This window comes from Rhodoferax sp. TH121 (assembly GCF_002251855.1).
GTDB lineage: Bacteria > Pseudomonadota > Gammaproteobacteria > Burkholderiales > Burkholderiaceae_C > Allorhodoferax.
The window spans coordinates 63,300-88,917 of record NZ_NOXW01000012.1 but is presented as its reverse complement, the minus strand read 5'-3'; the positions used below and the strand labels follow the sequence as shown (position 1 = coordinate 88,917).

General features: G+C 59.7%; 22 protein-coding genes and 1 pseudogene. 14 read left to right on the top strand and 9 right to left on the bottom strand.

The window, feature by feature from the left end; all coding sequences use genetic code 11:
• Together CHU94_RS00810 and CHU94_RS00805 are read left to right on the top strand one after the other, a co-directional pair.
• A pseudogene (locus CHU94_RS00810) lies at positions 1–1,285 on the top strand (tetratricopeptide repeat protein); the annotation flags it as partial.
• Positions 1,286–1,297: 12 nt separating this feature from the next.
• Complete coding sequence (locus CHU94_RS00805) at positions 1,298–2,068, top strand: FkbM family methyltransferase (RefSeq protein WP_094475755.1); 771 nt, start codon at positions 1,298–1,300, stop codon at positions 2,066–2,068.
• Between the two features lie 34 nt (positions 2,069–2,102).
• On the opposite strand, the gene CHU94_RS00800 is transcribed toward CHU94_RS00805, so the two are convergent.
• The 9 genes from CHU94_RS00800 to CHU94_RS00760 form a co-directional block, all read right to left on the bottom strand.
• Positions 2,103–2,702 carry a class I SAM-dependent methyltransferase gene (locus tag CHU94_RS00800; RefSeq protein WP_094475753.1) on the bottom strand — a complete coding sequence of 200 codons (600 nt, stop codon included), beginning with the start codon at positions 2,700–2,702 and terminating at the stop codon, positions 2,103–2,105.
• Between the two features lie 2 nt (positions 2,703–2,704).
• Positions 2,705–4,474, bottom strand: coding sequence for a tetratricopeptide repeat protein (locus CHU94_RS00795; RefSeq protein ID WP_094475750.1), 1,770 nt, complete (start codon positions 4,472–4,474; stop codon positions 2,705–2,707).
• Positions 4,475–4,477: 3 nt separating this feature from the next.
• The gene (locus CHU94_RS00790; protein WP_217901271.1) at positions 4,478–5,797 is read right to left on the bottom strand and encodes a TolC family outer membrane protein; all 1,320 of its coding nucleotides are present in this window, start codon (positions 5,795–5,797) and stop codon (positions 4,478–4,480) included.
• Between the two features lie 47 nt (positions 5,798–5,844).
• Complete coding sequence (locus CHU94_RS00785; RefSeq protein WP_094475746.1) at positions 5,845–7,176, bottom strand: HlyD family type I secretion periplasmic adaptor subunit; 1,332 nt, start codon at positions 7,174–7,176, stop codon at positions 5,845–5,847.
• A 1-nt stretch (position 7,177) separates the two neighbouring features.
• Entirely contained in the window at positions 7,178–8,992 is a 1,815-nt protein-coding gene (locus CHU94_RS00780; RefSeq protein WP_094475744.1) for a type I secretion system permease/ATPase, read from the bottom strand.
• Positions 8,993–9,120: 128 nt separating this feature from the next.
• Entirely contained in the window at positions 9,121–9,420 is a 300-nt protein-coding gene (locus CHU94_RS00775) for a flagellar protein FliT (RefSeq protein WP_094475742.1), read from the bottom strand.
• A gap of 16 nt (positions 9,421–9,436) precedes the next feature.
• Positions 9,437–9,856: a flagellar export chaperone FliS gene (fliS, locus tag CHU94_RS00770; RefSeq protein ID WP_094475740.1), complete on the bottom strand. Its 420-nt coding sequence runs from the start codon at positions 9,854–9,856 to the stop codon at positions 9,437–9,439.
• A gap of 94 nt (positions 9,857–9,950) precedes the next feature.
• A complete protein-coding gene (gene fliD, locus CHU94_RS00765) occupies positions 9,951–11,429 on the bottom strand; it encodes a flagellar filament capping protein FliD (protein ID WP_094475738.1) in 1,479 nt (492 codons plus the stop codon).
• A 161-nt stretch (positions 11,430–11,590) separates the two neighbouring features.
• A complete protein-coding gene (locus tag CHU94_RS00760; RefSeq protein ID WP_094475736.1) occupies positions 11,591–13,081 on the bottom strand; it encodes a flagellin in 1,491 nt (496 codons plus the stop codon).
• A 437-nt stretch (positions 13,082–13,518) separates the two neighbouring features.
• On the opposite strand from CHU94_RS00760, the gene CHU94_RS00755 reads away from it, so the two are divergent.
• From CHU94_RS00755 to CHU94_RS00700, 12 genes are all read left to right on the top strand, one after another.
• Positions 13,519–15,051, top strand: coding sequence for a flagellin (locus tag CHU94_RS00755; RefSeq protein ID WP_094475734.1), 1,533 nt, complete (start codon positions 13,519–13,521; stop codon positions 15,049–15,051).
• A gap of 329 nt (positions 15,052–15,380) precedes the next feature.
• Positions 15,381–15,707: a flagellar transcriptional regulator FlhD gene (gene flhD / locus CHU94_RS00750; protein ID WP_094475732.1), complete on the top strand. Its 327-nt coding sequence runs from the start codon at positions 15,381–15,383 to the stop codon at positions 15,705–15,707.
• Between the two features lie 22 nt (positions 15,708–15,729).
• Positions 15,730–16,269 (top strand): flagellar transcriptional regulator FlhC, encoded by a 540-nt coding sequence (gene flhC, locus CHU94_RS00745; protein WP_094475730.1) that lies wholly within the window; start codon positions 15,730–15,732, stop codon positions 16,267–16,269.
• Between the two features lie 164 nt (positions 16,270–16,433).
• Positions 16,434–17,291, top strand: a complete 858-nt coding sequence (gene motA, locus CHU94_RS00740) for a flagellar motor stator protein MotA (protein ID WP_094475728.1) — start codon at positions 16,434–16,436, stop codon at positions 17,289–17,291.
• 18 nt (positions 17,292–17,309) lie between these two features.
• On the top strand, positions 17,310–18,254 hold the full coding sequence (gene motB / locus CHU94_RS00735) for a flagellar motor protein MotB (RefSeq protein WP_094475726.1): 945 nt from the start codon (positions 17,310–17,312) through the stop codon (positions 18,252–18,254).
• A gap of 60 nt (positions 18,255–18,314) precedes the next feature.
• Positions 18,315–18,704 (top strand): chemotaxis response regulator CheY, encoded by a 390-nt coding sequence (gene cheY / locus CHU94_RS00730; RefSeq protein ID WP_094475724.1) that lies wholly within the window; start codon positions 18,315–18,317, stop codon positions 18,702–18,704.
• A gap of 2 nt (positions 18,705–18,706) precedes the next feature.
• Positions 18,707–19,339, top strand: a complete 633-nt coding sequence (locus CHU94_RS00725; RefSeq protein WP_094475722.1) for a protein phosphatase CheZ — start codon at positions 18,707–18,709, stop codon at positions 19,337–19,339.
• A gap of 94 nt (positions 19,340–19,433) precedes the next feature.
• On the top strand, positions 19,434–20,588 hold the full coding sequence (locus CHU94_RS00720) for a flagellar biosynthesis protein FlhB (RefSeq protein ID WP_094475720.1): 1,155 nt from the start codon (positions 19,434–19,436) through the stop codon (positions 20,586–20,588).
• A complete protein-coding gene (gene flhA, locus CHU94_RS00715) occupies positions 20,585–22,666 on the top strand; it encodes a flagellar biosynthesis protein FlhA (protein WP_094475718.1) in 2,082 nt (693 codons plus the stop codon). Before CHU94_RS00720 ends, flhA begins: the two co-directional genes overlap by 4 nt.
• Positions 22,663–24,108: a flagellar biosynthesis protein FlhF gene (gene flhF, locus CHU94_RS00710; RefSeq protein ID WP_094475716.1), complete on the top strand. Its 1,446-nt coding sequence runs from the start codon at positions 22,663–22,665 to the stop codon at positions 24,106–24,108. Before flhA ends, flhF begins: the two co-directional genes overlap by 4 nt.
• Positions 24,101–24,901 (top strand): hypothetical protein, encoded by an 801-nt coding sequence (locus CHU94_RS00705; protein WP_094475714.1) that lies wholly within the window; start codon positions 24,101–24,103, stop codon positions 24,899–24,901. Before flhF ends, CHU94_RS00705 begins: the two co-directional genes overlap by 8 nt.
• Positions 24,901–25,617, top strand: coding sequence for an RNA polymerase sigma factor FliA (locus CHU94_RS00700; RefSeq protein ID WP_094475712.1), 717 nt, complete (start codon positions 24,901–24,903; stop codon positions 25,615–25,617). The genes CHU94_RS00705 and CHU94_RS00700 overlap by 1 nt, the downstream gene beginning before the upstream one ends.
• Position 25,618 lies beyond the last annotated feature (1 nt).

Genomic DNA, 25,618 nt, shown 5'->3' with positions numbered 1-25,618 from the left:
AGCCCCCTCCGACCCAGAAGCCTGGTCCAACTGCGGCGCCTTCATGAAAGCGGCAGGCCTTTTGCAAGAGGCCTTGCACTACCAGCGCACCGCCGTCAAGATGGCACCGGGCAACGCCCAAGCCCAGTCCAATTTGGGCAACACGCTGGGCGCCTTGGGGCTGTGGGATGAAGCGCTGCAGGCCGCCCAGGCCGCCGTGGCCCTGACCCGCAACGCCCCGGAATACCAATACAACCTGGGCATTGCCCTGAAGGAAACCGCGCAGTTTGATGTTGCATTGCAGGCCTTTCGCCAGGCACAAAGTGCCCCCCAAGGCCACATCAAGGCGGCTCTGCACCAGTCCCTGCTGGAGTTGCTGACCGGCGACTTTGCGGCGGGCTGGCCACGGTACGAGAGCCGCTGGCAACAACCCGACGCCAAGGAAAAGCGCAGCTTTTCCCAGCCACTCTGGACGGGTCAGGACCTGCAAGGCAAGCGCATTCTGGTGCATGCCGAACAGGGCTTTGGCGATACTTTGCAGTTCCTGCGCTTTGTTCCACTGCTGGCACAGCGGGGGGCGCATGTGATCTTGGTGGTACAAGCAGAAGTGCACAGCATTGCCGCACGGGTGCAGGGACTGGGTCACATCGTGCCCAGCGGCGCCGAACTCCCTCCCTTCGACTACCAGTGCCCCTTGCTGAGTTTGCCCGCAGGATTTGGAACCACGGTACAGACCGTGCCAGCAACGGTCCCCTACTTGCAGGCTGACCCGGCCAAACTCGCCCACTGGCAGCAGCGGCTTGGGCCCGCCAAGCGCTACCGCATTGCCCTGGTGTGGGCGGGGCGCCCCACCCACGGCAATGACGCCAACCGATCGCTGCGCCTGATGCAGCTGCAAGGGCTTTTGCAACTGGAGGGGGTGGAGTATCTATCCGTGCAAAAAGGCGACGCCGTAGCGCAGCTCGCAGAACTTCCGCCTCACTGCAAAGTCACCAACCTGAGCGCCGAGATCAGCAGCTTTGAAGACACGGCGGCCATCCTGAGTCTGGTTGACGAGTTGATCACCGTGGACACTTCGGTAGCGCACTTGGCGGGGGGACTGGGCGTCAAAGTACGCGTGCTTTTGCCCTTTATTCCAGATTGGCGATGGCTGCTTTCTCGGACAGACTCCCCGTGGTACCCCAGCGCACGCCTGTACCGCCAAACCAAGCGGCAGGACTGGAGTGCGCCCCTCAAGAACCTGCTCAAGGCGGTACGCAGCGATGCCAACCACACCCGCCGCTTGCACCGCCGAACCTCGCCCTGAAGAAAGTGCCGCATGGCCTACCTATCGTTCACCCGCAACTTTGAAGATGTGATGATCAACCGGGCCCTGAGCCAGGTGCCGCAGGGCTTCTTCATCGACGTAGGCGCCTACCAACCCATTGCCGACAGCAACACCTTCTGTCTCTACCAGCGCGGCTGGCGTGGCTTGGTGGTAGAACCTCAGACCCGCTTTCACCCCCTCTGGGAGACACAGCGTCCCGAAGACATTCTGGTGCGCGGCGCTGTGGGCAACCGCACTGGCGAGGTCACCTTCTTCGAGATCGCCGAACGCGAGCAGAACGCCACCACCTCCGAGGCCATTGCGGCCATGCATGCGCGCGAAGGCAAGCCTGTACAGCAACATACGGTACAGCAATACACCTTGACAGATTTGCTGCAACAGCACCGCCCCAGAGGTGACATCCACCTGCTCAGTGTGGATGTAGAGGGCGCGGAGCTCGCGGTGCTGCAGGGGCTGGACCGCACGCGCTTTCGGCCTTGGCTGATCGTGCTGGAAAGCACATTGCCTAACCGCCCCCAGACCAATTTTGACGAGTGGGAGCCTGAGCTGCTACGTACCGGATACGACTTTGTCTACTTCGACGCAGTCAACCGGTTTTACGTGGCACAGGAACACACGGAACTCAAGCAACACTTCCAGCACCCGCCTTGTGTGTGGGACAACTTTGTGGACTACCGGCTGGTTCAGGCACAACAGGCAGCAGCCAAAGCGCAGGCCGAGCTGGCACAACTCAAGGCTACGCTGCGCAAGCTGTCGGAGTAATCAGGCTCCCTCGCTCCGCCTGCTGTGCAGGCGACTAAGCCAGCTTCTTGACGATAAATTCGATTGCACTCTCACCCACAGGGGTCGTCGTCTGATCCAGTCGCTTGCCCAGCGCGGCCAGCAGGCTGTAACGGAAGGTCGCGTCCAGCAGCTCAATTTTCTTGACCTGGATATCGGCACGCGTGTTGGCCAGCAAGGTGGTCACATTGATGCTTTTAGGCGACCAAGACGTCTTCTTGTGGATGGTAAAGGTATGTTTGTGGTCACTGTTGAACGTCGAGGGAAAGACGCCTTGCTCGTACAAGTCCTCATCGGGTACCAGGCACACCAAGTGGCCGCCGGGTTTCAGCACACGCAACCAGTTGTCCAGCGCCACCTCCACATTGCGCATGTGCTCCAAGCAATGGGAGGAGTGAACAAAATCAAAGGAGTTGTCCTCCACGGTGGCCAGAAGCTCGGCATCCCCGTCGGGCATGTCCCAGGCACGGCAAGAGCGCATCAACGGAAAGAATTCGGCGTACTGTCCCAAGGCATCCGGACCGGCGCCTATGTCGATGCCCTGTCCCACAAAGTAGCGCGTGGCATACCGGGAGTCGGCCAAACGGTGAAAAATGGATTTGCTGGTTTCGTACATGCTTAGGTCTCCTCTAATCGGGCGAACTGGCCCAAGGCCTGGTAAATCTGTTCCAGCACCGGTGCCCACTGGCCAGTGCTGGCTTGGCGGAACAAGCGCATGTGGGGGTACCACGGTGAATCGTCACGACCGATGACCCAGCGCCAATCAGGACTAAAGGGCAGCAACAACCACACTGGCTTCCCCATGGCCGCAGCCAGATGCGCCACGGACGTATCGACCGACACCACCACGTCCATCGCATCGATCAGGGCCGCAGTGTCCGAGAAACTGTGCAACAGACTGTCCCACACCGCCACGTCGCTTCGACTCGCCAGCGCTTGCCTGTCGGCAGGGCGGAATTCCTTTTGTAGGCAGTGGAAATGCAGCCCGGGCCGAAACATGCGTTGAAACTCTTCAAAGGGAATGGAGCGGTTGTGGTCGTTCTTGTGCTCTGGCCGCCCAGACCACACGACACCCACACGCACTTCGCCCTGCCCCACCTGGTGCCGCCATGCCCGGGACGCCTCCACATCGGCTTGCAAATAGGCACTGGCGGGTGGCAAGTTGGCCAGCGTTAGGCCCAATGCCAGAGGGACACTCAGCAAAGGGCAATGCAGGTCGAAGGGCGGCAGTACCTGGCCTCGGGCCAACAGTGCGTGCACGCCAGGCAGCTGTGCCAGAACGCCAAGCAAGGGCGCCTGCACTTCCAGCAGCACCTTCGCCCCCCTGGCCGCCAGCATTTGCGCAAACCGGCAAAACTGCAAGGTATCACCCAGACCCTGCTCTGCATGCAACAAGATGGTTTTCCCCTCCAGAGGCTCACCCTGCCACTGCGGCTGCGCAAAGGTGCGCACACCATCCTTGAGCTGCTCCGTCTTCCAGCGCCACTCATAGTGTGGCCAGCCGAGCGCCCAGTCTCCCGACACCAAATGGCAAATTGCCAGATTCAGGTGGGCGCCACTGTTGTCCGGATCCAGGGCCAAGGCCCGGCCATTCATGGCTACGGCGGATGGCAGCCGCATCATGTCCTTGAGCAAGGTGGCATAGTTGACGATGGCGTCCACAAAGCTTGGGTCGATTGCAATGGCGCGTTCATAGCTCGTTGCGGCGTCTGCCATGCGTCCCAACCGTTTCAGCACCACCCCCCGGTTGGACCACGCCTGTGCGTACTGTGGGTTGAGTTGCAGCGCACGTTCATAACTTTGCAAGGCCTCAGGCACACGCTCCAGCTCACGCAGGGTGTTGCCCCTATCCATGTAGGCAACGGCGTAGTCAGGCTGCTGAAGTAGCGCCGCATCGAAGGCAGCCAGGCTTTCTGACCAGCGCCGCACATCGCCCAAGGCCAGCCCCAAACCATGCAGTGCCTGGGCATAGTGAGGCTGACACACCAAGGCTTGTTGGTAGGACGCAACGGCAGCATCCCCCCTACCCATGTCTCGTAGAACATTGCCGCGGTTGGCCCATGCCTGCGCGAAATCTGGCTTGAGCTGCAATGCCCGGTCGTAGGCAGCCAGGGATTCGTCCCAACGCTTGAGTGCGCGCAACACCAAGCCCAAATTTGAATGCACGGAGGGGTCTTGCGGCGTGTACTGTGCTGCGGCCTGCAAAGCAGGCAGTGCCTGGGCATGCTGCTTGAGCTGCAAGTGGCACACACCCTGCATGTGCAGTGCCTCACCCCAGGCCGGGCGCGCTTGGACGAGCTGAGCGAAGGCTTGCGCGGCCTGCGACACCCGGCCTTGCGTATACAGCGACCACGCCGCAGCAAAGGAATCCGTGGCCACTTGGGTCATGGCTTAAGGCTGGCTACCTTCGGTCGAACCCAGCAACTCATCGATATAAGAGACCACCGCATCCGGCGCTACACCAGCTTTGTTATAGAGGCGCAATCGCTGAAAGATGTGGTCGTAGCGGGCTTGGGCCAAATCGCGCTGCGCCTGGAACACCTTGCGCACCGCCTCCAGCACATCGGCATTGGTGCGCAGCCCGGAGGCTTGCCCACGCCGCGTGCCCTCCAGTGCCACTTGGCTGGACTCCAGCACATCCTGATACGCCAGCAAACGTGCGCCACCGGACGATACGGCCTGGAACAAGCGCCCCACCTCCAGCTCGGCTGCACGCTGTTCGGCCAGCAGTTCGGCTTCGGCCCGCGATTGCTCGGCCATGGCCTGAGTTACCGCAGCCTTCACAGCGCCACCACTGTAGATGGGAATATTGAGCTGGACTCCCAGGCTCCCTTGGTTGACAGACTGGTTCAGACTGCTCACGGACTCGTTGCGACTGCTGGAGGCACTGGCCACCAAGTCCAAACGCGGCATATGCCCCGCGTTGCTGCGTGACACCCCCGCCACTGCGGCATCCACGGCGAACTTGCGGGCAAGCACATCCGGGTTGTTGTTCAAGGCCATGTCCTGCCACGTCTGCAAGGCATTGGGAACCAGAGGTGGCGGCGAGAAACCGGCGGGCAAGCGGGCAATGACCTCTTGTGGCTGGCCCGTCAGGGAGTTCAGCGCATTGCGCGCATTTGTCATCTGATCGCGGGAGTCTGCCCATTGCGATAGCACCAGACTCAGGTTGGCGCGCGCCTCCGCCACCTCCGTTTTGGTGCCCTCACCCTGTTCAAAGCGGCGTCGCATCAAATTACGCTGCTCTACGACGGCATGGACCTGCGCGTGGATGGACAGAAATGCATCCTCCGCCAGCATGCGCTGCAAATAGGCCAAGGCCAGCCGATCTACCAGCTCCGCCTTGCGGGCAGCAAAAGCGGCCTCTGCAGAGCCCACTTGGGCATTGGCTTGCCGGTAACGGGCCGATGCCTCCAGGTTGATCAACGGGGCACGTAAGTTGATGCTCTGCGACGGCGCGCGGTAATCCAGATCCGAGGAGACGGTACCGCCGCCAGCCACATCCGTGTTGCGAGTACCTTGTACAGCGGTCTCAGACAGGCTTGCAGACACACTCGGCAGCAAGGAACTCAAGGCCAGTGGAGATGCCTGCTGCGCCGACGTCAACGCATACTTCGCCGCCTGATAGCGCGCGTCGTTCTGGAGTGCCGCCAGGTAGGCGCGCTCAAAGTCCCCGGCCCATGCCACTTCATACAAACAGGTGTTTGCCAAAGCAAACAGTCCAAGCACCCAAGCCCTGCGGTGCACGCGCCCTTTGCTCATGGCTCAATAAACGCGCGGTTCATGCGGTCCAGCAGGGGCTTGAGCAGATAACTCATGAAAGTGCGCTCTCCAGTTTTGATGAATACCTCGGCGGGCATGCCCGCCCGGATCTCCTGGTGCTGCAGCTGCGTCATGCCCTGGGGGGTAACCTCAACCACCACCTTGAAGTAATTGGTATTCTGCCTTGAATCAGCCAGTGCATCGGCCGACACCTGAACCACCCGCCCCTCGATGTGCGGAGTACTGGCCTGGTTCAAAGCGCTGAAGAGCACATGGACAGGCAGGCCCGGCCGGACTTTGTCCACCATGTGGACGGGCAATTGGGCTTCTACCCGCAATGGATCGTCCTTGGGGACCAACTCCATGAGCGCGGTGCCCGCACTCACCACACCGCCCACGGTATGCACCGAAGCCCCCATGATCGTACCGCTCACGGGTGCGCGAACCTCAGTATTTGCGAGATCAAACTCCAGCCCCCGCATACGACTCTCCAAGCCGGAAGTCTCGCGCTGGATATCGGAAAGCTGGGATTCGATGTCTTTGCGAAATTCTTGCTGACGGGTCGCAATACGCGCCCGGACTTCCGCGATCGCCTGGCGAGTCCGGCCCACACTGCTGGAATCCTCTGCCACCCCCCCTTGAATGCCCGCAAACAAACGCTCTTGCTCCGACACCCGGTTGCGCGGGAAAAACCCCTCGTCGGCCAAAGTACGTTGGTTGCGCAACTCCTCACGCAGCATTCTGCTCTGACTTTCTTTGGCCAATCGGGCAGCCTCATGCCCTTGGGCCTGGTATTCCAATCCCCGCAACGTGGCCTCCAGGCTTTGCATCTCATTGCTGCGCGTTTGTCGGCGGGACTCCAGCAAGCGCGTTTGCAACTCCATGACCTCGGCTACACGCGCATCATTGCCCAACTCCAGTAGCGCAGGCGGAAAATCCACTGCTGGCAGCCCTTGGTTCTCGGCGCTCAGGCGAGCTTGGGTCGCCATGGCGACCAGCCATTGACCGCGCGCAATGTCCAGCAAGGCTCGGCTTTGGGTACTGTCCAGACGCAACAGCACTTGGCCTGCGACGACTTGGTCACCATCGCGCGCCAGAATAGCCGCCACCTTGCCACCCGACACCGGCTGCACCAGCTTGCGACTACTGCTCACCACCACCGAGCCACTGGATGTCACCGCCGCATCGAGCGGCGCCAACGTCGCCCAGGCCAAAAAGCCGCCCAGCCCCAGCACCAGCAGCCACCAGCCCCAGCGTCGGGGGCGTGCGTCATTGAGGTCCACCACAGGGGCAGAGCCAAAAGACGGGTTGTCGAGCACGGCACTCATGTCAGTCGTTGAACTTCAGATTGAAAGGCGGCAAGCCACCAGCGAGCGCAGGTGGCGGTTTGTCAACCAATACGGGGGGCGTAACCCCCTTGGGCGGTCCGGGCGGTGGCGTACTGGGCGGCATCTCGGCAGCCCTCGCATTGATGGCGGCCAGCACATCCTCGCGCGGCCCAAACGCTGCAACTGTTCCATCCCGCAACACCATCAATTTATTGGTGACCGTCAAGGCCGAGGGCCTGTGCGTGATCAACACAGACGTTTTCCCGCGGCTGGACAAATCCCGAATGGCATCTGCCAGGGCCTTCTCGCCAGCGTCATCCAGATTCGAGTTGGGCTCATCCAGTACCACCAACACCGGATCGCCATACAAAGCCCGTGCCAGCGCAATACGCTGCCTTTGCCCCCCGGACAGGGATGCCCCGCCCGGTCCTAGGGGAGTGTCATACCCTTGGGGAAGGCGCAGTATTTGCTCATGGAACCCCACCCGTTGGGCCGCCAGCACCACCCACTCGGGGTTCACATCGCCAAACCTGGCTATGTTTTCGGCCACCGTTCCGTCAAACAGTTCAATGTCCTGCGGCAAATAACCAATGTGTGGACCCAGATCTTGTTTGCTCCAGCGGAACAAATCGGCACCATCCAGACGTACCGTGCCTGCCAGAGCAGGCCATACCCCCACCAGCAAGCGCGCCAAGGTGGACTTGCCCGCGCCACTGGCGCCAATGACCGCCACAGAATCCCCCGCCTGCAGCGTGAAACTAATCTGTTTGATGATGGCTTGGCGTGCGCCTGGCGCTGCCGTGGCAACGCCCTCAAAGCTGACTTGACCGGTAGGAGCTGGCAAAGGCATGGCGGCAGGGCGAGCCGGGAAGCCCCCCAGCAGCTCGCGTAAACGCAGGTAGGCAGCGCGGGCTGCCGCCAACGTGGCCCAATGGCCGACAACCGACTCCGCTGGCGCAAGCGCCCGACTGGTCAGCAAAGACACGGCAATCATCATGCCCGGCGTCAAACGCCCTTCCAGTACCAGAAGCGCTCCCAACCCCAGGGCCAGGGACTGCATGGAGACCCGGACGAACTTAGATGCATTGCCCATTGCCGCCGCCCGGTCGCTGGCTTTGGCCTGCAAGGCAATTTCTTGCTGGTGCGTCTTGCGCCAGCGACGCTGGATGTTGCCCAGCATGCCCATGGCCTCAATCACCTCCGCGTTCTGCAAGTGGCTGCTCAGCTCACGCTGCCCCAGCATGCTGAACTTTTGGGCTTCAGCCAAGCTGGCCTTGGCCAGTTTTTCGTTGAGCCAGGTCAGCGCGATCAGTACCAATGCCCCCACCAGGGTGAACACAGCCACCTCAGTGGAGAATAAAGCAATGACGATCAGGTAGACCGGCGCCCAAGGTGCATCCAATACCGCAATCAAGCCCGGACCGGTCAAGGTTTGGCGAAGGGTCGCGAGGTCTGCCAGGGGCTGTGAAGTGCTGTTACCGGGTTGCCGCAACACCCGCTCAAAAGTGGCTCCTAGCACCCGCACGCCCAGCAGGTCGTCGAGCCTGGCCCCCACCCGAATCAATACCCAGGAGCGAATGGTCTCGAGCGCGGCCATAAACAGGTAGGCGCCAAGGATCAACACCGTCAGCAGCACGAGCGTTGTCTCGTTGCGGCTGCTCAGCACCCGGTCATAGACCTGCATCATGTAGAGCGATGGCGCCAACATCATGAGGTTCAGAAAGCCACTGAATACCGCCACGGTGACGAACGCAGCCCGCAGCTGGCGCAATGCCAGCTTCAATTCATCGGGGGCTAAGGAGGGCGGGGCAACCATGTGCAGGGTGTAGGGATAGAGCCGTATCGGCCACCATCTTACGGAGCCCTCTGCACACAGAGCCCCCGAACAACACCCCAAAAACCCCGGTTATGCCGCTTTGACCGCGGCTATCGGCTTACCCGCAGTCAGTGCAAAAATGCGGGCTGGCTTTCCAGCTTGTGCTCAAAGTGCGTCAACCACGGTTCAGCCAAATAGCGAATCTGCGCATCGTTATTGAGGATACGTCGCATGATTTTTGACTTTTCCGCCCGTGAATGCACATCCAGCTCTTCGGATCGGGCTCGCTCCCGCAACTGCTCGATCAAGACTGCGCATGCGCCCTCAAAGCGCATCACGCCATCCCAGTCTTCCGCCTTGGCGGCCTCCAGCATCTTGGCGCTGCTGTCTTCAATAGCTTTGTAGTAATCGATCAACATCAAGGGCATGTGGCGTTCTCCCAACTCACACGGGGCGCAGATAGGCGGGTGTTTTGCCCTGGATTTGTTTCCACCCATTGGCGACAGGCTCAATCAAGGCGGCAACTTCGTCCAAGCCGGCTTCGTCGTTACGGGCATTGGCCATCACCAGACGGTTCACGCAGTAGTCGTACAAAGCGTTCAGATTGGCAGCAATTTCGCCACCACGCTCCAAATCCAGAGGTGCCTTCAAACCTTCTTCCAAGATGCGCAGGGCTGCACCAATTTGTTTGCACTTTTGGGGCACGTCTTTGGCCTGCAAAGCCAGCTTGGCAGCGGCAATGTGGCGCTGCAAGGCTTCAAACAACAGCGTCACGAGCTGGTGGGGGTCCGCCATTTCCACACTCGCTTCCACGCTGGCCCGTTTGTAGGCGGCGGCTGTGCGGCTGTTAACAGAGGTAAACATAGTGCAGATCCTTAGTTTCTTGTACTTAGTATCGGCAGTCTGCACACCAACTGAAGAACTTCGTTTAGATCAAAGGACCTGTGGGCTCAGCCACTCAGCTGGTGGATTTGTTCCAGGTAGCAACCTGCTGGCTGACATACGCATCCAGAGCTGACAGGCTGGCCATCTTGGCGTCCAGCGCACTGTATTGCTTGCGCAGACGGGCCTCGAAGGTTGCCGCCCGGTTGGTGACGCGGGTTTGCTCCTCGATATTTCGCTTCAAAACCCCCTCCAAAGCCTCGCCTTTGTTCTTGGCTGCGCCTCCCGTGGCCAACACACCCTGAGCCAGCTCCTTGAACTTCAGCGCAAACCCGTTGGTCTGGGAGTTCTTGTTGTCGGTGGTAAACAGCTTCTGCAGCTCCGTCCCGTTGTTGGCCGCCGCCGCGAGTTTGGTGGTATTCATTGATAGGGTACCGTCCAGTTCGCGCGTTAACCCTACATCTGCCAGACGCTGGTATGCACTGCCGTTGCTGATGGAGCTTGCCACGCTGCGCAGCACACTTTGCATGCCAACAATGGTGGAATCCCCTTGGAACAAGGAGGCCGTTTTGGTGGCTTCATCATATTTGGTGATCTCACCCAAGGTTTTGGCCAAGGCGTTGTACGCCGTGACAAAGTTCTGCACATTTTTGACCGCCAGCGTCACATCCTCACTCACAGTCAAGGTTGCAGGCGCCAACACCTCTCCGGGGAGTCCATAGTTCGTCGTAGTCGTCGCCAGCAGGTTGATAGTGACACCCGGGATATTGCCCGTGAGTGTGTTGCTCTTGGAGGTCACCGCCAGGCCATTGATGCGGGCCTTGGCATCTGTACCGTACTGAACGGCTCCCGCCGAAGCACCCGCCATACCAAAGGCGCCTGTTTGCGGATCGAATGACAAACGGGACAAGCCCGCATCGTCATTGGTGACACCGTCGGCATCCACCGTTGTTTGCACGCGAAAGCCGGAGGCCTCGCCCGTCTCCTTGGATCGCAACAGCAGACGGTCTTGCGTGCCATCGTTGAATGCCGTCGCCACCACGCCCGAGTTGGTGGCGTTGATTTTTGCCGCAAGGGTCGCCACAGTGTCAGTGGCAGTGACCGAAATGCTCACATCCGCACTAGAAGCGGAGGGTGTGAACGCTGCGGGACCCGTTGTCCACTTGCCCAAACGCAACACCAAAGTGCCCGCACCCACGGCCGAACCTGCAGTCAACGGGGCGGATGCAACGGATTGTGATTTGGCCAACTGATCCACATCCAGTGTGAACGAGGTGGCCGCCGCGCTGGAGGTGACGGTGATAGCTGCGGCATTGGCATTGGAGGACGAGCCGTTGCGTGCCGCCCAGGCACTGGCGCTCGACATCGCGGCAGCGGCGTCCGCCAACGCAGAGAATTGGGATTTGATTTGGCCGAAAGCCGAGATCTGCTGCTGGACAAACGTCGCCTTGGTCTCCAGCGCCTTGAGGGGCTGCTTTTCCAGGGCCACCAACTTGGTCACGATGGCCTCAGAATCCAGGCCACTGCCAATACCGAGGGATGAAATGGTAGCCATAGGAGCCCCTTGTTCTATCTGTAGCCTTGGATTTTGCGTCTTCTACACCACCCCAAAGCCCGGAAAAAGGCCAGTTTCCAGAACCAAAGCGGCGGCAGGCCCAAGCCCACCGCCGCTCCCGGGCTTCGCAGTATGAACCGCGAAGCCTTGGGTGACCAGTCTTAACGCAACAGGGCCAGCACGCCCTGGGGCAACTGGTTGGCCTGCGCCACCATGGCGGTGCCGGCCTGCTGCAAGATCTGGGCACGGGACAGGTTGGCAGTTTCCACTGCAAAGTCTGCGTCCTGCACCCGCGAACGCGATGCGCTCAGGTTTTCGGACGTTGTGTTCAGGCTTGCAATTGTGGTCTCGAAGCGAGACTGCAGGGCACCGAACTTGGCACGTTGGCTGGCCACAGCACCGATGGCAGCATCCACCGTGGTTAGGGTACGGGTTGCGGACGCCACAGTCGACACATCCAAGGTGCTCACAGCCTGCAACTGGCTGGCAGAGGTTGCGCCTGTGAAGTAGCCAATACCAGCGGCTTGGGCCGTGTTGGCGATACCAAAGGACTTGTCAGAATCCAAGGTGATGGCACCCTTGACAACAGCGTCACCACCGCCGACAGCCAAAGCCACGGCGCCTGCGCTGAACGTACCTACTGCGGCATTGTTCTCCAGAACGATGTCATTGCCGCTAGCGTTGGTCAACGTGAGCCCTGTGCCTGCAGCATTCAGCTTGGCAGTGACGCCAGTTTGCGAGGTTTTCTCGTTGAACGCCTGGATGGCAGCGGCCAAGCCGTCAGCATTTGCAGCTGCGCCTGTGCTGAACGACACAGCCACGGCAGTCCCGTTATCAGACGTCACGTTGATCGAAAAGGACTCGGACACTGTGAAGGCGGTCAAGTCAATTTCGGTACGTGCTGTCGCAGTGACACCTGTCGTGCCAGATTGCGCGTTAAACAAGGCGGCTACCGTCTTGGCGCTGGCACCTGCAGCGTAGGTCACGGTGGCAGTACCGGAGGCACCGTTCACGGTCACAGTATCCCCCGCTATGGTGTCAGTGGCCGTGGCAGTCGATGCATTGGCGCCCGCAGTGGAGCCCACCACCAAGTCACCAACGGCACCAGCCGAGGCAGCCACTACCGATCCAATGCGGTTGTTGCCGTATTTTTCAGTCGTGAAGTTGGCAGTGGTGGCGGTAATGGATTGGTAAGCGTTCGCGCCCACCTGGAATGTGGCGCTGGCAAAGCTGCCATCCAACAGGTTTTGACCGTTGAATTGGGTGGTTTGTGCAATGCGGTTCAACTCAGAAGTCAACTGCGTAACTTCCTGGTTCAAAGCAGAGCGGTCGCTGGCGCTGTTGGTCGCGTTGGCAGATTGAACAGCCAGTTCGCGAATACGCTGGAGGATGGTACCTGCGCCACCCAAGGCACCTTCAGCGGTTTGCGCCAGAGAGATGCCATCGTTGGCGTTGCGGGCCGCTTGCGTCAAGCCGCGGATCTGGGAAGTGAAGCGCTCCGAGATGCTCAGGCCGGCAGCGTCGTCCTTGGCACTGTTGATGCGCAAGCCAGAGGACAGGCGTGTGATCGAAGTGCTCAAAGAAGACTGGCTGGCTGTCAAGTTGCGCTGAGCTGTCAACGAGTTGACGTTGGTATTGATGGTGGCTGCCATTTTGATAACTCCTGGTAAAAACTCACGTACTCCGGCGAAATGCCGATCTCAACGTCAGCATTGCTGCTGACCGCCATGACCGGTGCGCCGACCCTGACGCCTTCCGGACGACGAGCCCGCTAGGAACCCGTTGCATTTGTTTTCGGGTAGTGCGTAGAAAACTTTAGGACGTTTGCAAAAGCGTTCGCAATATCACAGCGCATACACCCCGGAAAACACAAAAGCAGGGGTTTGGCGGGTTAGTTTGCGGATACAAGGGTTTACCCCTATTAAGAATCGCCATTCACTGGCAATTTGGGCCGGTTTTGCAGCGCTTATCTGCCAAATAGCCCAGACGGGCATCTCCAGAATTCACCCATCGTTACTGATTGTCTGCAGGTCAGCAGGCTTTGCAATCGGCGGCGACGCTGATTTCATATCTTTTTAGGAGTTACGCAATGGCCTCAACCATCAACACCAATATTCAGTCGCTGAATGCGCAGCGGAACTTGGCGACTTCGCAAAGTTCGTTGAGCACGTCCATGCAACGCCTGTCTTCGGGCCTGCGCATCAATAGCGCCAAGGACGATGCGGCTGGCTTGGCCATTGCAGAACGCATGACATCGCAAGTGCGCGGCCTGAACCAAGCCGCCCGCAACGCCAACGACGGCATCTCCCTGGCGCAGGTGGCCGAAGGCGCATTGGGCAGCGCGTCCGCCACATTGCAACGCATTCGCGAATTGGCCGTTCAATCTGCCAACGCGACAAACAGCGCCAGTGACCGCGCCGCCCTGAACGCCGAAGTCGGCCAGCTGACCGCCGAATTGGACCGCATTGCCAAGACCGCACAGTTCAACGGTCAAAACATTCTGGATGGCAGCTTCACATCGGCCACCTTCCAGGTTGGCGCCAATGCCAACCAAACCATCATTGCAACCACCGGCAACTTCAGCACCAACAAGTACGGCAACCACCGCATCGGATCGCAAGTCGCAGCCACGGCGGGTGGTCCCGGTGATCTGGTTACTGGATCGACGGCGGGTACGCGAGCCTCCCAAGCCACCCCTGCTGCAGACATCAGCGCAACAAGCCCGATTGCCGCAGACACCACCTTCCGTATTGATGGATCGTCCGGCTCGGCCACGATCGGCATTACAGCGGGCCAAACAGCGAAGAGCTTGGCTGCAGCCATCAATGCCCAGTCGGGAACCACTGGCGTAACCGCTACAGCGCGCACAGACATTGACTTGAGCAGCTTTACAGCGAATACCAGCTACTCGCTCACCATGCGCTCCAACAACTCAGTGGCAACCACCGTGGCCTTTACCGTGGGCGCGCTGGATGGGGATGGCTTATCGGCCGCTGTCGCGGCGTTCAACGACAAGAGCTCGGCCACCGGGGTTACCGCAAAACTCAATGCAGCAGGTACGGGAATCTCCCTGTCGAATGCGGCCGGTGAAGACATCGTCATTGAAGTCCCCGCGGCTTCAACGGCCCTCGCGGTGGGAGGCGTAACCATTCCCAATGCCCCAAACAACGCCGCCTATGTCACCGGCACCTTGACACTGGACTCCGACAAATCTTTCGGCATGGTCAACGCAGCGGTCAACGACCCCGTAGGCCCACCACCCGTCACAGACTTCTTTTTGGCTGCTACCAGCGCCAGCCAGTTGCAAACTGTGGATACGCTGGACGTTGCCACGGTCGAATCGGCCACTCGCACTTTGAGCACGGTTGATGCGGCCATCCAGGTCATTGCGGGCCAACGCGCCAAATTTGGTGCACTGCAATCGCGCTTTGAAAACACCATTGCCAGCTTGCAAACCATGGCCGAGAACCTGAGTGCCTCGCGCTCACGGATTCAGGACGCGGACTTTGCGCTGGAAACGGCCAACCTGTCGCGCACCCAGATCCTGCAGCAGGCAGGCACCGCCATGGTGGCGCAGGCGAATCAGCTCCCACAAGGCGTGCTCGCGTTGCTGCGTCAGTAATCCTGCGCGCAGCGGCGCCCCCACAGCACGCTTGGGCGTGAGCGGGATGCTGCTCGGCCGTTCAAGGCTTGGCTCGCCCCCTTCAGTTTCGGCACAGCCTGCCGATAGGCTTCTTGTTACTGCAAATATTCGCGCCCGGCATAGCGCTAGGGGTGGAATGTTCGCGCGGCCAAAGTCAGTCCTTTAGCGCATGTAGGAATTTCCCCTACAGGCGATGTTTGCGTTTCTGACACCCGGATTAGCCGTTTTCCAATTCAAGTTTCTGGCCTCGCAAACCAGAATTCGCTCCATGGTGATTCATATGAATCGCCCCTCAACAGGAGCTGACTATGAACAAGGAACAATTACTCGCCGAGATCCGGGAAGCCAATATGACTTACCTGATGTTGGCCCAAAACCTGATCCGCCAGGACAAGGCCGAAGCGCTGTTCCGCCTGGGAATGTCCGAAGAAGCCGCAGAGATGATCAGCGCACTGTCCCCTGCCCAGATCATGCGCATCGCCTCCACCAACATGCTGCTGTGCCGCTTCCGGGTGGATGACGACATGGTCTGGAACCTGCTGACCAACCATTCCGCCACCAAAGTCGACAACGACGCCACCACCAAGCTGCACGCCAGCATTCTGATGGCCGGCCGTTTTGCCGAAGCCGTCTGACCTACATCGCAGGAGCAGCACCATGGCCACCCAGAAAAGTGTTTTGAACGACTCCAAACAAGTGGAGCGCGCCGTATCCCTGATCCAGCTGGGCGCCCGCCTGCAGGTGCTGGAAAGCGAGACGGACCTGTCGTATGAGCGCCTGTTGCGCCTGTACAAGGAAGTGGCCGGACGCTCCCCAAGCAAGGGCCAGCTGCCGTTCTCGACCGAGTGGTTCCTGACCTGGCAGCCCAATATCCACGCCTCGCTGTTCCAGAACACCTATGAATACCTGACCAAGGTCAGCGCCATTGAGGACATTGACGCCATCATGGCCGCCTACCGGCTGTACACCGAGCAAATTGCCGCCTGTGGCGTCGAGCCCCTGTTGTCCATCACCCGCGCATGGCGCCTGGTCAAGTTCATCGACAACAACATGCTGTCCATGACCAAATGCTCCAAGTGCGGCGGGCACTTTGTGTCGGAAGCCTATGAAAACTCCAGGCACTTCGAATGCGGCCTGTGCTCGCCCCCGGCACGCGCCGGCAAAGGGTCTACTGCAGGCGGCATACTGCTCCACTAAATGCTATTATTTTTATAGCTATTTGCGCAGTATCCACGAGGATGAAAGGCCAATTTGGCAATAAATTCAAGCCCGGCGAACTAGCGACGATATGATAGAGACGGGCTGAATATGCCCGCTTCTTCCACCCTTGAGGCCCCCAGCCTCCCTGTCACAATGCGCCTATGTTTGTAATCGTCGGTTGGCTTGTTTGTCTGGGCTGTGTATTCGGCGTGTTCATCATCCACGGCGGAAACATCAGCGTGATTCTGAAAGCCCTGCCCTGGGAGATGCTGACCATCGGGGGGGCCACCGTGGGTGCCTTTCTGGCCAACAACCAGATGAAGGTGATCAAGAAGACCATGGCTGGCTTGGGCGCCTGCTTCAAAGGCAGTAAGTACACCAAGGCCCGCTACATGGAGCTGATGGCGTTGATGTTTGACATCCTCCAAAAAGCCCGCAAGGAAGGGCTGATGGCGATTGAAAAAGACGTCGAAGAGCCTGAACAATCCGAGATCTTCAAAAAGTACCCCACCGTCGGTTCCGACCACCACGTCGTGGAGTTCATCACCGACTACTTGCGCATGATGGTGTCAGGCAACCTGAATGCCCATGAGATCGAATCGCTAATGGACAGTGAGATCGAGACCCACCACCATGAAGAACACGCCGCGGTCGCTGCCATCCAGCGTATTGCGGGTGGTCTGCCTGCCTTTGGTATCGTGGCCGCCGTGCTGGGCGTGGTGAATACCATGGGCTCGGTGGGCCAGCCCCCTGCAGTGCTAGGTGGCATGATCGGGTCGGCGCTAGTGGGAACCTTCCTCGGGATTTTGCTGGCGTACGCGTTCGCGGAGCCTTTGGCCGGATTGCTGGAGCAAAAAGTCGAAGAGGGTAGCAAAGAATTTCAATGCATCAAGACCACCTTATTGGCCAGCATGCAAGGCTACAACCCCTCCACCGCCATTGAGTTTGGCCGCAAGGTGCTCTACTCCACCGAGCGCCCCACCTTCTCTGAGCTGGAAGCCTATGTTAAGAAGAAGTAAGCGCAGGAGCGCCTGAGCATGGCAGGGGACGCCAAGAAACTCCAGCCGATCATCATCAAGCGGGTCAAGAAAGGCGGCCACGCTGCGCACGGTGGCGCCTGGAAGATTGCCTACGCCGACTTTGTAACTGCCATGATGGCCTTCTTTTTGCTCATGTGGCTGCTGGGCAGCACCACCGAAGGCGATAAAAAAGGCATTTCAGACTACTTTCAATCCCCACTGAAAGTGGCGCTGCAAGGTGGCGCGGGCGCGGGGGCGAGCAATAGCATCATTACCGGGGGTGGTAACGACCTGACACAGCAGGCAGGCCAGTCCCGTCGCGGCGATGGTGAAGAGAAGACCGCCAAAAAGATGTCTGGCGACCAGGCCAAGGTGGAGCGCGCCAAAAAAGACGCCAAAGACCTTGCCACGCTGGCGGCCAAGATCGCTGGCGCCATCTCCAACAACCCCAGAATGGCCGAGTTCAGCTCCCAAATCAAGCTGGAAATCACGCCCGACGGCCTGCAAATCCAGATCGTGGACGACCAGCGCCGCCCCATGTTTGACAGCGGCAGCGCGTCAGTCAAGCCTTATATGCGTGACATCCTGACCGAAATCGGCAGGGCTTTGCTGGATGTAGACAACAAAATCAGCCTGGACGGACACACCGACAGCCAGGCCTACGGCAACGCCGCCCGCGGCTACAGCAACTGGGAGCTTTCTGCCGACCGGGCCAACGCCTCGCGCCGCGAGCTGATTGCCGCGGGCATGCCCGAAGTCAAACTGGCGCGGGTGGTGGGCATGGCCTCCAGCCTACCGCTGGAGCCAGGCAACCCGCTGGCACCCAGCAATCGGCGCATCAGCATTTTGGTCATGACCAAAGATGCAGAGGAACGCCTACTGGGGAGCAAAACGGTGGCCCTGGATGCCGGGGAAGAAAGCACTGGCAACCCAGCCGCACCAGAGGCAAAATCAAGCCCTTGACCCCGCAAAAATTACGTCATACTTGTAGAAATTCGAAAATCGCCCGGTTAAAGGTTATCTATGTCCAAAGAATTGCGCTTTCTCATCGTTGATGACTTCTCCACCATGCGGCGAATCGTGCGCAACCTCCTCAAGGAAAGCGGCTACGCCGATGCAGACGAGGCAGAAGACGGTGTAGCTGCGCTGCAAAAGCTCCGCAACGGCAGTTTTGATTTCGTTGTCAGCGACATCAATATGCCCAATATGAATGGTTTCCAGTTGCTCGCCGAGATCAAAAAAGACGACAAACTCAAACACATCCCGGTGCTCATGGTGACCGCAGAAGCCCGCAAAGAGGACATCGTCTTGGCCGCGCAGCAAGGCGCAGCGGGTTACATCGTCAAGCCCTTTACCAAAGCCACCCTCGAAGACAAGGTAAACCACATCCTGACCAAAATGGGATTGAAGTAAGCATGTCTGACGCCCCCCACCTCCCAACGCCGCTGTCTACTGGCGAAGTCCACCAACAACTCGGTGCGCTCACCCGCCAGTTGCATGACTCGCTGAACGGGCTGGGACTGGCCGACAAGGTCAAGGACTGGGCCGGGGAGCTGCCAGATGCCAAAAGCCGGCTGTCGTACATTGCCCGACTGACAGGCCAGGCGGCAGAGAAGGTACTGAACCAGGTAGACCAAGCCAAGGCACAGCATGACCATATCGCCGCAGAAACCCGGCGCATTGGAGAGCTGATCGTCAAGGACCCCGTGGCAGCCGTGGCCAAAGGCCATGTGATGAATTTCATCACCGATGTAGAACAGGCCAGCAAAAAGGTGGACGACCACCTGACAGAGATCATGATGGCCCAAGACTTCCACGACCTGACGGGGCAAGTGATTGCCAAAGTGGTCACACTGGCAGCCACCATCGAGGAGCAGCTCGTTTTGCTCTTGTTGCAAACCGCCCCGCCAGAATCCAAGGTAAGCGCCCCCAGTGCACAAGAATATGTCCCGGCGCTGGCTGGCCCGGTGGTCGATGGGCAAACCAACCAGGACGTGGTAACCGACCAGTCCCAAGTCGACGACCTGCTGGCCAGTCTGGGCTTCTGAGCCTTTTCAATTAAGCGGGGGAATGCCCCGCTTATCGCCCTTTAGTTTCAGGGGTCGGTCGCGACAATGGTGAGAACTCAAGAGCTTCTTCACCATGGACCAAGGCAGTCAAGATCGCAATTTACCCGCGTCAGAACGCAAGCTCAAAAAAGCACGCGATGACGGCCAGGTAGGGCGCTCGCAAGACCTGTCCCATCTGGCAGTGCTAGGTGCAGGTGCCATGGCGGTGCTGGTACTGGCCCCCATCCTTTTTGACCATCTCAAGCACAGCATGGGGCAGCAATTGTCCTTCGATGCAGCCACTGTCATGCGCCCGGGCAGCATGCTGCAGCGCTTGGGAGAGGCCTCCACCGTTGGTCTGGCGGGCTGTGTAGCCTTTGCAGCGATTGTGATGACAGCAGCCATTTTGGCCGCGGTAGCCTCGGGTGGCTGGGTCAACAGCCTCAAGCCCCTGATGCCGGACTTCAGCCGGCTCAACCCTTTGTCTGGGTTGGCCAATATGTTCACCAAGAAGAAGCTGATCGACACCCTCAAGATGTTGTTGATCACCAGCATCTTGTTTGCGATTGCTGCGTGGTTTCTGAGCTCCGGCCTGCAAACCATGGCGTCCCTGATTCGGCAGCCCTCCAGTGCTGCCATTGCACATCTGACCCAATGGATCACAGGGGGCATCGGTTTGCTGCTACTGGTGGTGTTTCTCGCAGCGATGGTCGATGTTCCGTTGCAGGCCTTCTTGCACAAAGACCAGATGAAGATGTCCCACCAAGAGGTCAAAGAGGAAAGCAAGGAATCCGACGGCAACCCGCAACTCAAGGGCAAGATTCGCCAGAAACAACGCGAACTGGCACAGAGGAGCAGTGTCAATGCGGTGCCCAAAGCCGATTTTGTGGTGATGAACCCTACCCACTTCGCGGTGGCCATCCGCTATGACGAAAAAACCATGCGGGCGCCCCGTGTGGTATCGAAGGGCGCAGACCTGTTGGCCATGAAGATTCGGGATGTGGCCAAACAGCACGCGGTGCCCGTTCTGCAGTCTCCCATGTTGGCGCGTGCGTTGTATGCCAACGCCGAGCTGGACCAGGACATTCCGTCGGCACTGTATACCGCCGTCGCGCAGGTACTGGCCTACGTATACCGGGTACGTGCGGCCTTGCGCGGCGAAGGCAGCATGCCGCAAGACGTGCCCCAGCCCTATGTGCCTCCTGAGCTGGATCCGCAATCCAAAACCCTGAAGGCGGCTACCGCATGAACGCACAACTGAAAACACTGCAGCAGTGGTTTGGCAACAATTCCGCCGCGGTGCAGGGAGCTGCCGCCCCCATGCTGGTGGTTGCCATCCTGGCCATGATGGTGCTGCCGCTCCCGCCACTGGTGCTGGATGCATTTTTCACCATCAACATCGCAGTAGCGCTGATGGTGATGATGGTCGCTGCCTATATGGTGCGTCCGCTGGATTTTGCAGCCTTCCCCTCCGTGCTGCTGCTCACCACACTCATGCGCCTGTCGCTCAACGTGGCCTCCACCCGGGTAGTGCTGCTGGAAGGCCACACCGGCCCCGGCGCAGCAGGTGCGGTGATTGAGGCCTTCGGCCACTTCCTGATTGGTGGCAACTTTGCCGTGGGCCTGATCGTGTTTGCGATTCTGGTCGTTATCAACTTTGTGGTGGTAACCAAAGGCTCAGAACGTATTGCCGAAGTGTCGGCCCGCTTCACCCTGGACGCCATGCCCGGCAAACAAATGGCCGTGGATGCCGACCTGAACGCAGGCCTGATCGATGAGCGGGAAGCCAAACGCCGCCGGGCGGAAATTGGCGAAGAAGCCGAGTTTTTTGGCTCCATGGACGGCGCCTCCAAGTTTGTGCGTGGTGACGCCGTCGCCGGCATCCTGATTCTGCTGATCAACATTTTTGGCGGATTTGCCATTGGCATCTTGCAGCACGACCTGAGCGCCAGTCAGGCAGCCAACTCCTACATTCTGCTGGCCGTTGGTGATGCGCTGGTAGCCCAGATTCCCGGCCTGCTGATCTCCGTGGCAGCAGCCATGGTGGTCTCCCGCGTGGGCAAGGACACGGACATCGGCAAACAAATCGTGGGGCAAATGTTTGTGTCGCCACATGTGCTGGGCGTCACAGCCGCCATCATGTTCATCCTGGGCATCATCCCCAACATGCCACACCTGGTGTTTCTCAGTATCGCTGCGGTGCTGGCGTATGGCGCCTGGATGTTGGCCAACAAGCCCATTCCAGTGGACCCGCAGACGCAGCCAGCAGCACCGGTAGGGGATGGCGAGGCGTCATGGGACGATCTGCAGCCGGTAGACCAATTGGGCTTGGAGCTGGGCTATCGCCTGATTGCATTGGTCGACAAAACTCGCCAAGGTGATTTGCTCAACCGCATCAAAGGTGTGCGGCGCAAGTTTGCGCAGGAAGTGGGCTTTTTGCCCCCTGCCGTACATGTGCGTGACAACCTTGAACTCAAACCCAGCGCCTACCGCATCACCCTGCGTGGCGTGATTGTGGGTGAGGGTGAAGCCTTCCCCGGCATGCATTTGGCCATCAATCCCGGCGGTATCACGACCCCGCTGATTGGCACGGCCACCACCGACCCCGCATTTGGTTTACCTGCCCACTGGATCGACGATCGCCAGAAGGAAGCGGCGCAAATGGCGGGGTTTACGGTGGTTGATTCCGAGACTGTCATGGCCACCCATTTGTCACACTTGATGCAAGTTCAGGCCTCCAAATTGCTGAGCCGAACAGAGACACAACAACTCGTGGAACACGTGGCAAAACTGGCTCCCAAACTCATCGAAGAAGTGGTCCCCAAAATGGTCTCGGTCGCCGTCTTCCAGAAAGTCTTGCAGTTGCTGCTGGACGAGTCGGTTCACATTCGCGACATCCGCACCATCATCGAGTCCATCGCAGAACACGCCACAACCACCACGGACCCCGTGGAATTGGCCAAGCGCGTGCGTATCGCACTTTCGCCAGCCATCGTGCAGCAGATCTACGGTCCCACCCGGGAGCTCAATGTGATTGCCATTGACCCGGGACTGGAACGGCTGCTGGTGCAAGCCTTGGGCAGCGCCTCTGGCCCGGCGCTGGACCCCGGAGTTGCCGACATGCTGACCCGTACTGCGGCCGAGACCGCTTTGAAGCAGGAAGAAATTGGCGTCCCGGCCTGCCTGCTGGTGCCGGACCCCATTCGCGGCGCGATCTCGCGTCTGGTACGCCGTGTCGCGCCACGCTTGCAAGTGCTCGCCCACAGTGAAATTCCTGAAACCCACACCATCCGCATTGGTCCGATTCTCCGAGGTGCCACACCATGAACATCCAACGCTTTACCGCAGCAACCTCCCGCGAAGCCTTGGCCAAAGCCCGCTTGGCCTTTGGCGAAGGCACACTGATTTTGTCCAACCGGCCCACCGAACATGGTGTGGAAGTGGTCGCCACTGCCGAGGACTCGCTCGCCAGCCTGGACCGGGGCATTGCCCCCGCCGCCAACAAACTGCCCACAGCAACACGTCGCCCCAGTCCTCCTTCCAACTACCAAGAGGTCGCCAGCAAAGTTGAAGAAGATGCTGAGCAATTGGCCATGAGCACACTGTCCTTCCAGGACTATGTGCGCGAGCGTATGCTGCGCCGCCGACATGAGGCAGCACAAACTTCCGCAGAGGCCTTGCCAGCTCCTGCACCGGCCGCGCCAGAACGCCCCCGCCCTCCCGCTTTAACTCAGCGGATTGCCGTGGATGTCGCCCCCCCGGCTCCCAAGCCTGCAGCGGCACGCAAACCTCAAACTCTGCCCGCCACCGCAGCGGTCAGCAAGGGTGTGATGGATGAGTTGCACGCCATGAAGGAGTTGATTGAAGACCGCTTCAATACCCTCACGTGGCTGGGCCAAGCGCGCCAGAACCCCATCCAATCCAACATGATGCTCAAGATGATCCGCGCCGGGTACTCCCCCACCCTGTCGCGCGCCATTCTGGAGCGCATGCCCGAGGAGATGGACGCAGCGGAGTCGGTGCGCTGGGTTATGGACGTTCTGGAGCGCAACCTTCGCACGGATGCAGGGACACCTGCCCTGCATGAGGAGGGTGGCGTCTTTGCCCTGATCGGAGCCACAGGTGTAGGAAAGACAACCACAGCAGCCAAACTGGCAGGCCTGTGCGCCCGCACCCATGGCCCCGGCAGTGTGGGTCTCATCACCCTGGACACCTACCGTGTGGGTGCCCACGAGCAACTGCGCGCCTACGGCAAGATGCTAGGCGTCGTGGCCCATTTGGCCCACGACAAGGCAGCCCTGCAGGACCTGCTCGGACTGCTATCCAACAAAAAAATGGTGCTCATCGACACCACAGGCATCGCCCCGCGGGACCCGCGTAAGCGTGAACTCATGGAGTTGTTGGACCTGCCCGCTATCAAGCGCCTGCTGGTCCTGAACGCAGGGGGCCACGGCGACACACTGGACGAAGCCGTGAACTGCTTCAAGACCAATACCTCACAGCAGACCATCTTCTCCAAAATTGACGAGGCGGTGAAACTGGGCCCGGCCATTGATGCGGCGATTCGTCACCAACTTCTGCTGCGTGGCATCACCACCGGGCAACGGGTCCCTGAAGACTGGGAAGCGGCGGTCGCCACCAAGCTGGTGCGCATGTCCATGCGCACAGCGGGCATGTCGGCTTACGACCCCAAGGTCAGCGACCTGGGTTTTTTCTTCAGCCAGCCCACCAGCCCCCAGGGCACCGCCAAGGGGCGCATGGATGCGTGAACGGCCAAACAACCAGGCCGCAGGCTTGCTCGATCTGGCCGCCATACCGAGCCCCAAGCTCACGGCCATGGTTGCACATGGTGATGAGCAGGCTGAATTGCCACTGCTCCTGCGCATGTGCGCAGCGTGGGTAGGATTTGGATACCCGGTAACCGTGCTGGACGGGACCGTCCGCGAAAGCGCTGACAACCCCGGCCTGGAGCAATTACTCGATTACAGCTGCGCACCGGCACCTCAGTCGGACGCTCCGTCATGGACGGTAGTCCCCGCAGCCTGGGGCCTGCAAACCCTGGCGAGCAAATTGCAAAACGAACGCAATGCGCTGGCAGACACAGGCTGGATGTTTCCCCATGAAAGCGTTGTTATGGTGTACAGCAACGCTCAGACCTTGGTGCCCCTGCTGCAAGGGAGCAAGGTGCGTCCGGTTCTCACCGTATCCACGGCCAAGGCATCTTTGCTGACCAGCTACTTAGCGCTGAAGCGCCTGTTGCTCAAAGGCAGGCTTGAGCCTACCATTGTGAACGTGCTCCCCCCTCAACATGCCGTATCCTCACAGGCTGGCACCCAAACGGCAAGCACTGGCTTGCGGGACTATGCCAAGTATTTTTTGGATTACGAAGTGAATGCACTGACAATCCCCGCCCCCGGGGCAGACGAGAGCCCTAGCGCCAGCACGGAACGCCTGGCATTGGGCCTGCTCGAAAACGCCATGCCCCTGGATCTTCGGTGGACTCCGACAACACGCTCGTTCAGCATGCACCCGCAAGCAGTAACCGTCACGGGGAGCCATTGATGTACACCGCCAAAGGCCAGCTCGACCGCAGCGCGCTGATCAAGCAGTACCAGCCACTGGTGCGGCGTTTGGCGCACCATATGATGGCCAAACTGCCCCCCAGCGTTGAGGTGGATGATCTAATCCAGGTCGGCCTGATAGGGTTGTCCGATGCGCTGACGCGGTACGAAGCGTCCCAAGGAGTTCAGTTCGAGACATTTGCCACCCAGCGTATCCGCGGAGCCATGCTCGACGAGCTGCGTGAAAACGACTGGATGTCGCGAGGCTCACGCAAGAGCCAGAAGGAAATTGAAGTGGCATTGCGCCGCTTGGAGCACAAGTTGGGACGTAGCCCCGCAGAATCCGAAATTGCGACCGAGCTTGGCATGAGCCTGGCCGACTACCAGAGCCTGTTAGGCAAAGTTCGCGGCACACAACTTGTTTATCTCGAGGACATGTCGCGTCGCGACGACGACGATGACACTTTTCTTGATCGGCACGTGGCAGATGCTGATGCGGACCCCCTGAACATGCTGCGCGACCAGCGCCTGCGGGAATCTCTGGTGGCAGCGATCAAAACACTGCCTGAACGTGAGCAGTACATCATGAGCATGTACTACGAGCAAGACATGAACCTCAAGGAAATCGCAGCGGTGCTGGACGTGACAGAGTCACGTGTCTGCCAACTGCACAGCCAATCCATTGCCCGCCTGCGCGCCAAGATGCGCGCACATTGAG

Bases quoted from the DNA above. Each gene is read 5' to 3' on its own strand.
- CHU94_RS00805 (WP_094475755.1), top strand. From the start codon at position 1,298: ATGGCCTACCTATCGTTCACCCGCAACTTTGAAGATGTGATGATCAAC.
- CHU94_RS00800 (WP_094475753.1), bottom strand. From the start codon at position 2,702: ATGTACGAAACCAGCAAATCCATTTTTCACCGTTTGGCCGACTCCCGG.
- CHU94_RS00795 (WP_094475750.1), bottom strand. From the start codon at position 4,474: ATGACCCAAGTGGCCACGGATTCCTTTGCTGCGGCGTGGTCGCTGTAT.
- CHU94_RS00785 (WP_094475746.1), bottom strand. From the start codon at position 7,176: ATGAGTGCCGTGCTCGACAACCCGTCTTTTGGCTCTGCCCCTGTGGTG.
- CHU94_RS00780 (WP_094475744.1), bottom strand. From the start codon at position 8,992: ATGGTTGCCCCGCCCTCCTTAGCCCCCGATGAATTGAAGCTGGCATTG.
- CHU94_RS00775 (WP_094475742.1), bottom strand. From the start codon at position 9,420: ATGCCCTTGATGTTGATCGATTACTACAAAGCTATTGAAGACAGCAGC.
- fliS (WP_094475740.1), bottom strand. From the start codon at position 9,856: ATGTTTACCTCTGTTAACAGCCGCACAGCCGCCGCCTACAAACGGGCC.
- fliD (WP_094475738.1), bottom strand. From the start codon at position 11,429: ATGGCTACCATTTCATCCCTCGGTATTGGCAGTGGCCTGGATTCTGAG.
- CHU94_RS00760 (WP_094475736.1), bottom strand. From the start codon at position 13,081: ATGGCAGCCACCATCAATACCAACGTCAACTCGTTGACAGCTCAGCGC.
- CHU94_RS00755 (WP_094475734.1), top strand. From the start codon at position 13,519: ATGGCCTCAACCATCAACACCAATATTCAGTCGCTGAATGCGCAGCGG.
- flhD (WP_094475732.1), top strand. From the start codon at position 15,381: ATGAACAAGGAACAATTACTCGCCGAGATCCGGGAAGCCAATATGACT.
- flhC (WP_094475730.1), top strand. From the start codon at position 15,730: ATGGCCACCCAGAAAAGTGTTTTGAACGACTCCAAACAAGTGGAGCGC.
- motA (WP_094475728.1), top strand. From the start codon at position 16,434: ATGTTTGTAATCGTCGGTTGGCTTGTTTGTCTGGGCTGTGTATTCGGC.
- motB (WP_094475726.1), top strand. From the start codon at position 17,310: ATGGCAGGGGACGCCAAGAAACTCCAGCCGATCATCATCAAGCGGGTC.
- cheY (WP_094475724.1), top strand. From the start codon at position 18,315: ATGTCCAAAGAATTGCGCTTTCTCATCGTTGATGACTTCTCCACCATG.
- CHU94_RS00725 (WP_094475722.1), top strand. From the start codon at position 18,707: ATGTCTGACGCCCCCCACCTCCCAACGCCGCTGTCTACTGGCGAAGTC.
- CHU94_RS00720 (WP_094475720.1), top strand. From the start codon at position 19,434: ATGGACCAAGGCAGTCAAGATCGCAATTTACCCGCGTCAGAACGCAAG.
- flhA (WP_094475718.1), top strand. From the start codon at position 20,585: ATGAACGCACAACTGAAAACACTGCAGCAGTGGTTTGGCAACAATTCC.
- flhF (WP_094475716.1), top strand. From the start codon at position 22,663: ATGAACATCCAACGCTTTACCGCAGCAACCTCCCGCGAAGCCTTGGCC.
- CHU94_RS00705 (WP_094475714.1), top strand. From the start codon at position 24,101: ATGCGTGAACGGCCAAACAACCAGGCCGCAGGCTTGCTCGATCTGGCC.
- CHU94_RS00700 (WP_094475712.1), top strand. From the start codon at position 24,901: ATGTACACCGCCAAAGGCCAGCTCGACCGCAGCGCGCTGATCAAGCAG.